General features: G+C 71.9%; 5 protein-coding genes and 1 pseudogene. 3 read left to right on the top strand and 3 right to left on the bottom strand.

The window, feature by feature from the left end; translation table 11 throughout:
• Window positions 1-270: 270 nt before the first annotated feature.
• Window positions 271-702, bottom strand: coding sequence for an ester cyclase (locus NBZ85_RS27260; protein WP_261559912.1), 432 nt, complete (start codon window positions 700-702; stop codon window positions 271-273).
• A gap of 76 nt (window positions 703-778) precedes the next feature.
• A complete protein-coding gene (locus NBZ85_RS27255; RefSeq protein WP_261559911.1) occupies window positions 779-1417 on the bottom strand; it encodes a protease in 639 nt (212 codons plus the stop codon).
• 613 nt (window positions 1418-2030) lie between these two features.
• Here NBZ85_RS27255 and NBZ85_RS27250 point away from each other — a divergent pair.
• Window positions 2031-2933, top strand: a complete 903-nt coding sequence (locus NBZ85_RS27250) for a TerB family tellurite resistance protein (RefSeq protein WP_261562873.1) — start codon at window positions 2031-2033, stop codon at window positions 2931-2933.
• Between the two features lie 232 nt (window positions 2934-3165).
• Here the strand turns inward: NBZ85_RS27250 and NBZ85_RS27245 are convergent, their stop codons facing one another.
• A complete protein-coding gene (locus tag NBZ85_RS27245) occupies window positions 3166-3636 on the bottom strand; it encodes an SCP2 sterol-binding domain-containing protein (protein WP_261559909.1) in 471 nt (156 codons plus the stop codon).
• A gap of 134 nt (window positions 3637-3770) precedes the next feature.
• On the opposite strand from NBZ85_RS27245, the gene NBZ85_RS27240 reads away from it, so the two are divergent.
• Window positions 3771-4544 carry an aminotransferase class IV gene (locus NBZ85_RS27240; RefSeq protein ID WP_261559908.1) on the top strand — a complete coding sequence of 258 codons (774 nt, stop codon included), beginning with the start codon at window positions 3771-3773 and terminating at the stop codon, window positions 4542-4544.
• Window positions 4545-4776: 232 nt separating this feature from the next.
• Window positions 4777-5214: pseudogene (locus NBZ85_RS27235) on the top strand (hypothetical protein); the annotation flags it as partial.

The raw sequence follows: 5214 nt of genomic DNA, 5'->3' as shown, positions 1-5214 counted from the left end.
GGCCGAGCCCCCCGCCCCCGCGCTGGTCCTCCAGCTCGGAGGCGTCCACCGACTCGTCGTCGAACTGCATGTCCCGCCCTTCGCCCTGTCCCGGTCGCGGACCTGTCCGGTTCGCCGGGTTCCGCAAGGCAGTATGTCCGCGCCGGTCGGCCGTCGAACATCGACCCGTGGCATCCGCCGCCGCGCGCAGCATTGCGGTGCGTTCTGCACGGTCCGCACCCCGAAAACGCGCACAACGCACCGCATCCCGTCGGCGGCGGGGCTGCGCCGTCAGCGGGGTGGCTGCTCTGCGGCGTCGAGCTGGCGGCCCAGCAGGGCCTGGTCGAAGTAGAGGCGGTTCTCGGTGATCAGGCCATGTTGGACGCGGTAGACCTCGACGACCCGCAGGGTGATGCGCCGCCCGGTCGGGGGGTGCTCGGTGCCGTCGGCATCGCGCAGGACGCCGGTGTGCGTGGCGGTGAGGGTGTACTCCTCGACGACGAGCTCGCCCTGCTCGGCGAGGATGTGCGTGTCGACGTCCGCGTCGTCGAACGCGGCGAGGAACGCGGCGCTGTACCCGGCGCCGGCGTCGCGGCCCTCGATGCGCACCCCGCCGGGGGCCTCCACGACGAGGTCGACGTCGAGCAGTGACCGGACCGCCGCCTCGTCACCGGCGTCGAAGGCCTCCAGCGCCCGCTTGACCGTGTCCAGCGCCTCCCCCATCCGGCGTCCTCCCCCTCCGTTGCCGTCACCTCACCCAGGACGAATCGTCCCATCGGGCGGGGGCGCGTGCACCGGTTCAGACGCCGGTGGTCGAGCCCGGACGGATGATCATCAGAACGGTGACGGTGGCCCAGAGCAGGTTGAAGATGCCGACGGTCATCGCGAGGCGCTTGGTGCGGGCGAGCGCGAAGCCGTTCCCGGTCGCCGCACCGCTGTCCAGGGCCGCCGCCACGCGCGAGGCGGGCAGGCTGGCGGTCGGCATGTCGGCGGTCGGCAGGTCCATCGCCGAGACGGGTGCGCCCTCGGACGAGGCCTCGGCACCACCGGTGCCGGCGGTGCCGGTGCCGGCGCCGGCGACGCGGGCGGCCGCGGCGGTGGTGATCTCGTCGATGAGGTTGCGCTGCACGGGCAGGATCGCGAAGGCGAGCACGATCGCGGCGAGGCCGGTCAGCGCGATCGCGACCATGAGCCAGATCTGACCGAGCACGTCGAGGCCCTGCGCGGTGAAGAACCCGAACACGACCACGAGCAGGCCGAGTGCCGAGTAGATCCCGCAGATCCGGTACAGCACCCGCGCGACCCCGGCGGAGTGCTCGTCGCCCGGACGGGCCAACGCCGCGCGAGCCGCCGACGGGAACATGCTCGCCGCCACCGTGACCGGTCCGATCGCGACGATCGCGGCAAGGACGTGCACGCTGAGCAGGAACTTGGTCACGGTTTCGCCTCGCGGGACGCCTCGGGCGCCGGCCGCGGCGGCCGGGAGCACAGCAAGCAGTTCACGCAACACACCTCGCCGGAACGGGCACCGCCCGCCCGCGAAGCCACGAAGATCACCAAGCCGCGGGGATCGCCGAGCCGCGGACATCGCGGAGCCGGGGGAAGGGCCGGACGGTACGACGTCGACGCTACGACCCCCGGGACGCCGGCACGCTGACCGGATTGCCAGGTATCGCCGTCTTCTCGCCAACCCCCGCTGGCGCCAGCGACCGCGGACCCGCCCGTCCGCACCCTCCAAGCGTCAGACCAGCACAAATAACTTAAATGCCCGCAAAAACACCCGTGCGGCGGCGGAAACGAACCGTGCGCCACCATCGGGCTCCCGCCCGGGCCCCCGACCTCCTGCCCGCTCCCTCGACGAGGAGACCACCTGCCAGCCGGTGGAGATCATCGCCGCGCAGATCGGGTATCGACTGGCCACCGGAGCCGGACACCACGCCTGGCAAGGTGACGCAGCCGAACCACCGGGTCGGGTCTTCGGGTCATCTGGGGGATGATGCCGTCATTGCGTGACCCATCTTGTGCGGTGCGTCTTCGGGAGTGGAGTCGGTATGCCAGTGCAGGCCACTGTTCGGCTCGATGTCCGGCTGCTGCTGCGGATCGACGACCGGGTGTTGCTGGCACGACCGCCGGACGACGTCTGGCACGTGCTGCCCGGTGGCCCGGTGGTCGGCGGCGAGAGCGCCGACGACGCGCTCGAGCGGCAGGTGGGGCGGCTCGCCGGGCCGCGGGTCGTCTCCCGGCAGTTCGTCGGCGCGGTCGAGCACGACGGCTCCATCACCGGCCGTTCCCCGAACTCCGCGACGGACCATGTGCTCAGCGTGCTGTTCGCCGGGGTCTGGCCGGCCGGCATTCCGACCCCGTCCCGCTGGGGGGAGCACACCCTCGTCCCGGTGGACATCGACGTCCTGCTTGCGACGCGGCTGCGCCCGCTGTCGATGGCGGAGGTCGTGCGCCGCTGGCTGACCGAGGGCTGGCCGCTGTGGCGCGGGCTGGACCCCGCCGGGGGCAACCGGCGGCTGCCGTCGCTGGCCTCGCTGCGGGCCCAGCTGTTCACCCGCCGCGAGGAGCTGCGCACCCTGGCCTTCCGGGACGCGGCGGTGGCGATGTGCGCGCTGGTCACCGCCGCCGACGGGCACATCGACCCGACCGAGCGGGAAGGCCTGCTCGGCTTCGCCGCCACCGACCCGGTGCTGTCCCAGTTCCCCGAACAGGACACCGTGCGCCTGTTCGAGGCGCACCTCGACCGGCTGACGGCGGACTTCACGGCCGGCCGCCGCGCGGCCCTGACCGAAATCATCAAGGTGCGCGGCCGGGTGGCGCAGGCCGCCGCCGTCGTGCGGATCGGGCAGGTCATCGGGCTGGTCGACGGTGAGTTCGTCGCCAGCGAGCAGGCAGTCGTGCGGGAGGCGGCGCTCGCCCTCGGGCTGGAACCGGCCGAGTTCGCCCTCTGACCGAAGACCGCACCCCGGCATCCCACCCGGCCACCTCACCGGCTCCTCCCCGCGTCGGTCCCGGCGGGCAGATCGTGCGCCCGGCCGTCGAGCACCAGCCGCACCATCCGCCCTCCCGGAACCGCGGGGCCGCCGCGCGCCTCGCCATCTGTCGCCAGCATCAACCGGCAGTAATACGTTCCGCACACGGAGTGCGTCGCCCTGAGCCGAGCGGCACCGGGCGCAGGGTGACTCAGTCGTCCTGCTTGATTCCGAACCAGGACATCACCTTGCCGCCGAACTTGAGGTCGCCGTCAATCTTGATTTTCCGGGTGATGAAGAGCTTGGCGCCGCTGACCTGGCCGATGAGCACGCGGACGAAGCGGACCCGGTCGGTGGTGATGGTCAGCGCACGGTCGGCGGGCGCCGCGCCGGCACCGGCGGGGGGCTCGATCGCCAAAGCGCAGGTGCCGTCGACGACGTGCAGCTCGTAGATACGGGTGCCACCGCCGGAGCCGCCGGTGAGGGCGAAACGGATGAGCGCGTTCTCGCCCTGCGCCTGCTCGGGCCGGAACGTGTCGCGCATCTGGCGGAAGATCTCGTCGAGGATGCCCTCCCCGGCCGGGCCCGCCAGCAGTTCGGAGATCTCCCGCTCCGACAGGGCGGACAGACCGCTGACGATTTTGGCCGGGTCGGCCGTGGGGTCGACGGCAAGGTCGGACATGGCCACTCCATTCGTTTACGGGCGGCCCGCCAGACGACGGGCGCGGCACGAGCACGCTAGCGAACCCGCCGCCGATCTTCGTCGCCCGGGGCGCCCGATCGGGCCCCCCGCTCCGGCTGGCTATCCTGACCGGAGTGATCAGCCCGGCATTCCTGCGCGTCGAGATCGACGGGTGTCCCGTGCCCCTCGACGATGCGCCTGTCCTGGCCCTGCTTCCGCACGGCCATTTCACGGTCATGCAGGTCCGCGCCGGCCGGACCCGCGGTCTCGACCTGCATCTGCAACGTCTCGACGCGGCGAACCGCGAGCTCTACGACGCACCGCTCGACGGCGAGCTGGTGCGCGCCCGCATCCGGACGGCACTGGCCGCCTCGACCCGCGACGCCACCGTGCGGGTCGTCGTCGCCGGCGCGGCGGACGGCGGCCCGGCGCGGCTCATCGTCGCGGTCGGAGCGCCCGCCGAACCGCCGGCGGCCCCGCAGCGGCTCATGTCCGTGCCGTACACGCGGCCGTTTCCGCACCTCAAGCACCTGGGCACGTTCGGTCAGCTCCAGTACGGTCGGCTCGCCCGCCGGCGCGGCTTCGACGATGCGCTGCTCACCGGGCCGGGCGGCATCATCACCGAGGGCGCGACGACCAACATCGGCTTCCTCGCCGCAGACACGATCGTCTGGCCGGACGCGCCGGCCCTGCACGGCGTGACGATGGCCCTGCTGGAGCGGTCGCCGGGCAGCTCGCGGGCGCCGGTGTTGCTGGCGGATCTCGGCCACTTCGAGGCCGCCTTCGTGACGAACTCCCGCGGGATCGCTGCCGTGGCCGCCGTCGACGACCACCGCTTCGCCGGGTCGACGCCGCTCATCGCCGAGCTGGCCCGCCGGTACGACGCCGTTCCCTGCGACCTCGTGTGAGAATGCAAAGCAAAATCATTTCTCTATTTAATGATGGCCATATCATCGCGACACCGACGACCGTTTCCGCGAGGTACATTCGATGCCACAACTAGGTCGTCACGGAACCGTCAAAACGCTTGCCGAGGACGGAATGATAGGTACTGTCATGGCTCTGCCAGCATTTTCCGGCGGGTCCGAACAGTCCGAACCGGATCCGGTTCCGCGTCGTCCGTGAAGGAAGACCGCACCGATGCCGCTTTCCTCAGCAAGGCTTCTCATCGCGCTCCTGCTGCACGAGCAACATCGCGTCGAGCCCGCCAGCGTGCCCGTGCGGTACCCCTTCCCGCCGCCGGCCGAGCGCCACCTCGTTCGCGCCGCGACAGCCCTCGCCGCCGGCCGGTCCAAGGGCGCCCTGCGCGAGCTGCGCCAGAGCGAGCACGACCCCACCGATCCCGACCACGAAGCGGTCCACGAGGCGCTCTACCTCGCGGCGCTCGCCCTCGACCGGAACTGGTCCCCGGACGATGCGGGCCTGCTCTGGCCTGAGCCGGCCGGCCCCCCGGCCAGCAGTCCGCTGACGTCCTGGACGGCGCAGGTGATCGTCCGGCAGCGGCACGACCTGCTCGCACCGACCAGCGCGGTCATCTGCGTGCTCGCGGCCGAGGTGATCCCCGTGATCCGGATGGCC

It is taken from the genome of Frankia tisae, assembly GCF_025403405.1.
Classification (GTDB): Bacteria; Actinomycetota; Actinomycetes; order Frankiales; family Frankiaceae; genus Frankia; species Frankia tisai.
Note: the sequence above shows the minus strand (reverse complement) of the source record. Positions and strands in the feature narration are given on the sequence as shown.